6 protein-coding genes are annotated in these 5607 nt (G+C 68.8%); 4 read left to right on the plus strand and 2 right to left on the minus strand.

The window, feature by feature from the left end:
- Positions 1–144 precede the first annotated feature (144 nt).
- The 3 genes from WBA97_RS20205 to WBA97_RS20215 all read left to right on the plus strand — a co-directional run bounded on the left by WBA97_RS20205 (position 145) and on the right by WBA97_RS20215 (position 2486).
- On the plus strand, positions 145–708 hold the full coding sequence (locus WBA97_RS20205) for a PhzF family phenazine biosynthesis protein (RefSeq protein ID WP_424232434.1): 564 nt from the start codon (positions 145–147) through the stop codon (positions 706–708).
- A gap of 87 nt (positions 709–795) precedes the next feature.
- Positions 796–1674 (plus strand): fumarylacetoacetate hydrolase family protein, encoded by an 879-nt coding sequence (locus tag WBA97_RS20210; RefSeq protein ID WP_424232429.1) that lies wholly within the window; start codon positions 796–798, stop codon positions 1672–1674.
- 23 nt (positions 1675–1697) lie between these two features.
- Positions 1698–2486, plus strand: a complete 789-nt coding sequence (locus WBA97_RS20215) for an NAD-dependent epimerase/dehydratase family protein (RefSeq protein ID WP_424232430.1) — start codon at positions 1698–1700, stop codon at positions 2484–2486.
- A gap of 7 nt (positions 2487–2493) precedes the next feature.
- Here WBA97_RS20215 and WBA97_RS20220 read toward each other — a convergent pair whose 3' ends face one another.
- Both WBA97_RS20220 and WBA97_RS20225 read right to left on the minus strand, forming a co-directional pair.
- Positions 2494–3351 carry a hypothetical protein gene (locus WBA97_RS20220; protein ID WP_424232431.1) on the minus strand — a complete coding sequence of 286 codons (858 nt, stop codon included), beginning with the start codon at positions 3349–3351 and terminating at the stop codon, positions 2494–2496.
- Between the two features lie 60 nt (positions 3352–3411).
- Positions 3412–4245, minus strand: coding sequence for a glycoside hydrolase family 16 protein (locus WBA97_RS20225; protein ID WP_424232432.1), 834 nt, complete (start codon positions 4243–4245; stop codon positions 3412–3414).
- Positions 4246–4612: 367 nt separating this feature from the next.
- Between WBA97_RS20225 and WBA97_RS20230 the strand changes: the two genes are divergently transcribed.
- A complete protein-coding gene (locus WBA97_RS20230) occupies positions 4613–5551 on the plus strand; it encodes a pectate lyase family protein (protein ID WP_424232433.1) in 939 nt (312 codons plus the stop codon).
- The last annotated feature ends 56 nt before the right edge of the window (positions 5552–5607 follow it).

The following is a 5607-nucleotide window of genomic DNA, read 5'->3' on the forward strand; positions in this document are numbered from 1 at the left end:
CGTCCAGGCGGATACGGCACGATTCTCGACGGCCCCGCCGCCCGCTGGCCGCGTTGCCGAAAGGCCCAAGTACAACCCGGTACGAGGACCTTTCGGCGCCTTGCCAGCGAACACCGGGATCCGCCGATAATCACCCCAATCCACCTGGACGGGGCACTAGTCTTCGAAACGGCCGCGGGCCCGATTCCGGTTCGTACGGAGGCGCGGACGGCGAGCCTGACGAGCGTGCCGACGCGGTCCCGGCCCGCGACCGCCGACGAACTGGCCGCCGCGCTGACCGCGTTGCGCTGGTCGCCGACGGACGTCGATCCGGGCTGGCCGCCGCAGGTCGCGTTCGCGGGGAACGATCACCTGATGCTCGCCGCGCGGACGCGTGCCCGCCTCGCCGACCTTGGCTACGACTTCCCCGCGCTGCGGGCGTTGATGGCCGGGGCCGGGTGGACCACCGTGCACCTGTTCTGGCGGGAGGACGAGCGGCTGTTCCACGCACGCGACCCGTTCCCTCCCGGTGGTGTGGTGGAGGACCCGGCGACCGGCTCGGCCGCGGCGGCGTTCGGTGGTTATCTGCGTGCGCTCGGCCGCGCTCCTTCCCGGTTCACGATCATCCAGGGCGAGGACATGGGCCGCCGCAGCGAACTGACCGTCGACGTCTCGCGGGACGACGCGCGGATCACGGTGACCGGCACGGCGACGCTCATCCCGGACTGAGCCCGGGGCCACACAGTCCATTTCGGACCGCTTGCGTGATCGCCGTTGTCGTGCCTAGTGTCCCGAACCGAGAATGCGAGGTCAACCGTGCTCATCGTGCGTTTCCTTTCCCAGGACGCCAACCGCCCGGCCGTCGGCGTCCTCGACGCGGAGACGGTCACCGAGCTGCCGGTCGCGAGCGTCGGCGAGCTGCTCGGCCTGCCGCTCGCCGACCTGCGTGCCGCGCTCGCCGCGACAGGGCCCGCTCACGACGCCGGATCGGTCCGGCTGCTGCCGCCGGTGGACGGGCGGATGGAGGTGTGGGCCGCCGGTGTCACCTACCAGCGGTCGCGGGAGGCCCGGATCACCGAGAGCGAGCGCTCCGCCGACGTGTACGACCTGGTGTACGACGCGGACCGGCCGGAGCTGTTCTTCAAGTCCGCGAGCTGGCGCGTCACCGGCGACGGCGAGTCCGTTTCGGTGCGCACCGACTCCGGGATCGACGTGCCGGAGCCGGAGCTGGGTCTCGTCGTCAACCGCCACGCCGAGGTGGTCGGGTACACCGCGGTCAACGACATGAGCTCCCGTAGCATCGAGGGGGTCAACCCGCTCTACCTCCCGCAGGCGAAGATCTATCTGGGTGGCTGTGCCGTCGGCCCCGGCATCCGGCCCGCGTGGGAGGTCGCCGACCCGTACGACCTCACGATCGAGCTGGCGATCCACCGCGACGGTGCGGTGGTCTGGTCCGGTGAGACCAGCACCTCCCTGCTGCGCCGCAAGTTCGGCGAGCTGGTCGGTTACCTGTTCCGCGCCGACGTGTTCCCCGACGGGGTGGTCCTGGCGACCGGCACCGCGCTGGTGCCGGACCTGCCGTTCACCCTCGCCGCCGGTGACCGGGTCGCGATCACCGTCGGCGAGGTCGGCACCCTGACGAGCACAGTGGTGTCCGGCAAGCAAGCCCTGACCTGGCTGGCGAACGGCCGGTGACAACCGCAGAGGGAGGAAACAAGGTGCGTCTTCTGATCACCGGCGCCGCGGGTGGCGTCGGCACGTTGCTGCGCCCGAGACTGGCGAGCCCGGACCGAACGCTGCGCCTGCTGGACATCGCGGACCTGCCGGACACCGGCGACGGCGCGGAACTGGTACGAGCGTCGATCACCGACCTGGCCGCCATGACCAGGGCGTGCGAGGACGTGGACGCGATCCTCCACCTTGGCGGGCTGGCCACCGAGCACGGCTGGGACGACGTCCTGTCGGTCAACATCGACGGCACCTACAAGGTCTTCGAGGCGGCACACCGGGCAGGCGTGCCGCGCGTGGTGTTCGCGAGCACCAACCACACCGTCGGCTTCCACCCGCGCGACGGCCACCTGGCACCCGACTACCTCTTCCCACGCCCGGACACCTACTACGGTGTGTCCAAAGTGGCCGGTGAGGCGCTGGCGAGCCTGTACCACGACCGCTACGGCCTCGACGTGGTGTGCCTGCGCATCGGCGGCTGCTTCGAGAAGCCACTCGACACCCGCATGCTGGAGACCTGGCTCTCCCCCCGCGACGCGGCGGCGCTGGTGGAGGCGGCGCTGTCCATACCGAACCCGGGCTTCAAGGTGGTGTGGGGCGTCTCGGACAACACCCGCCGCTGGTGGAGCCTCGCGGAGGCGGAAGCCATCGGCTACCGGTCACAGGACAACGCGGAAGACCACGCCGACGGGATCTCCCGGACAGACGAGCGTTACCTTGGCTACCTTGGCGGCGCCTTCTGCTCCCCGGACCTGGACGGCGGCGGCCCCGAAGCGTAGGCAAGTGTCACCCTGGTACCGGTCCGCCGCGCCAGCGGTACCCGTCCTGCCTGCGCAGCATCTCGTGCTCGGTGATCACCAGCGCGAGCGTGCTGACCAGGCCGCCCAACGTCAGCCACAGCCACAGGTCCATCGGCACACCGCCGGTGTTCCTGGTGATGAGCGCATCGACCGTGAAGTAGCCGACCACGGTCGCGGACAGCGCGGGCGCGAGCAGCGGGTGGAACAGCCCGGCCCAGCAACAGGTGCGGCTCGCCCAGAACGCGACGAAGCAGAGGTAGACGACGAGCCAGGCGGTGGCGATCAGGAACACCGCGATCGCGAGGAAGGGCGCCATCAGGACCCCGGCCACCACCGCGCCGAAGGTGAAGTACCGCCACAGGAAGACGATGCCGACGAGCCACGCCACGCCGAACAACACGTAGAAGGCCGTCGTCTGGTCCGGGACGGCCTCCGTCGCGATCAGGATGATGGGCGTCATCGGGCCGAGCGTCGTGACGACCATCAGCAGGACCCGGCGGACGGTCGGCCACCACGCGAAGCCCCCGCGATGGCCGGGCCGGGTCAGCAGGTACGTCCCGATCATGAACACCGGCACCGCGAACATCGCGAAGACCACGTTCTTCGAGGACTTCTCCCAGCCCTCCTCGACCAGCACCTGTCCCGGCCCCCTGGTGCCGGTGTAGATGCCGACGGCGACCAGCGTCGCCATCCCCAGCAGCGCGCGGCCGGTGGCCAGCCACCCGAGGAGGTCCAAGCCCGCACCGGAGTCGTGCTCCGGGTTCCCCCACCTCGACGCGACCCGCCACGGCAGGATCTCCGCGAGGTCGTCCACCAGTTCACCGCGATGTGCGCCCGCCCCCATGGGGCCGATCATGCCAGCGCGCGCCGCCTGCCCGCACCCGATACCTGACGTTGTCCCGCGCTACGCCCTGGTTCGTCCGACGTAGACGTTGCGGGCACGGTAAAAGGTGTCGGCCGTCGGGCCCGGGGAGCCGGACGAGCCCTCCATCTGCAGATTCAGGATGAGCCACATCGGGCTGCCGACGAAGTTCGCGCCGCGATGCTGACCGACCCAGTTGCCGTCGAGGTAGTAGTGGATGTCCACGTCGGTCGCGTTGGCCTTCGTGATCCACGCGCGGTAGCCGTGCCACGCGCCGGGGTTCGAGACACCGACGATCGTGTTCGACCAGCCGCCACTCGCGTTGCGGTAGGTGTTGAACCAGTTCCTGTTGTCCCCCTTGAACTCCAGGATGTCGCTCTCCGGGGGCCAGCTGTTCGCGCCGGTCAGCCAGAACGCGGGCCACGCGCCCCTGGTCGCGGGCGCCTGGAACTCGCCCTTCACCTCCCAGTTCGGGAACTGGTCGGTGACGACCACCTGCTGACGCGCGTGCAGCGCACCGGAGTGGTACCGGATCGGCAGGTGCGGGTCGGCCGAGCTGTTGCCCTCGTCCCAGGTGATCCGGGTCGCCTTGATCGTCAGTACCCCGGAGGTTTCCAGGTAGACGTGGTTGATGTCGCTCGAGCTGGCGTACATCCGGGCACTGCCGTTGTGGTCCGACCCCCACGGGTAGCGGTAGTGCCAGCCTGCCTCGAGCGCGGCACGGTCGGCGAACGAGCCGGACAGGACGGTCTCCCACGCGGCGGCGCCGGCGGGTTGGGCACCGGAGAGCGCGGTACCGGCCACACCGGCGAACGTGAGGAATGTTCTTCTGCCATAGGAGTTGCCGACACGCGGCGGTTCGACGGGTCGAGGCATCGTTGCCACCCCTTCGACGGGAAAGCGTTTTCCTCATGCAGGTTAGAACCGGCGGCCACCGTTAGTCAACAGTCAGTGACGATGTGAACGTTCCCATGATCTTGTGCGGGCGGCCCAAAAACCGTCCACAAGATCCGTTTCCCGCTAGGCAAGCGCATTCCTGGTTGACACCCGTCGCGCACAGGTGCTAACACTGAGTGCACCGCATTGGGAGCGCTCCCAACATGCATGACCGGATCCCACGAGGAAGTGGCGGGTCGTGCGGCTCAGCGTCACCGGATCGTCCACTGTGGCCAGAACGACGCGTTCGCCCAAGCAGCACAAAGGTTTCTCGATCGGCAGGCAAAACTCAACGAGGAGGAGAACCATGCGCAAGACAATCGCGGGCATCGCCGCGGCAGGCATGCTGGCGGCCGGCGCGATCACGGTCGCCATGACCGGAGGGACCGCCGGCGCGGACGTCCGCGCCTACCCGGGCCCGATCGGCTTCGGCGCCGGCACGACCGGCGGCGCGGGCGGCTCGACCGTCACGGTGTCGTCGACCAGCGCGTTCCTGTCGGCCGTGCAGAGCAGCTCGCCCACCATCGTGCAGGTGAGCGGCTCGATCTCGCTGTCGGGCATGAACAAGGTCGCGTCGAACAAGACGATCGTCGGCCTCGGCACGTCCGGCAGGCTCACCGGCGGCGGGCTGAACGTCAGCAAGGTCAGCAACGTGATCATCCAGAACCTGACGATCACCGGCTCCGGCGATGACAACATCAACGTCGAGTACTCGACGCGGGTGTTCATCGACCACAACGCCCTCTCCGACGCGAACGACGGCAACCTCGACATCAAGCGCGCGTCCGACAACATCACCGTGTCCTGGAACCGGTTCCACAACCAGGACAAGAACGCGCTGCTCGGGCACAGCGACAGCAACTCGGGCGAGGACAACGGCAAGCTCCGGGTGACCTACCACCACAACTACTTCGACGGCGTGAACCAGCGCAACCCGCGCGTCCGGTTCGGCAACCCCGTGCACGTGTTCAACAACTACTACCGCAACATCGGCAGCTACGGCGTCGCGTCCACCGAGAACGCGGGCGTCCTGGTGGAGAAGAACTACTTCGAGAACGTCGAGGACCCGTACCACCTCGGCGAGGGCGACTCCGACGAGGGCTCGCTCGTGGCGCGGGACAACTACAAGGTCAACTCCGGCGCCGGCCAGACCGGCGGCAGCGTCGCGGGTATCCCGTACTCCTACAGCACGGACACGGCGTCGAACGTGAAGTCTGTCGTCACCTCCGGTGCGGGCGTGCACTGACCCCCTGCAAGGAATGGCGCGTCCGGGACTCCCGGGCGCGCCTTTCTGGCGTGGCG

Origin of the sequence: Actinophytocola sp. (assembly GCF_049647105.1) — a bacterium.
GTDB lineage: Bacteria > Actinomycetota > Actinomycetes > Mycobacteriales > Pseudonocardiaceae > Actinophytocola.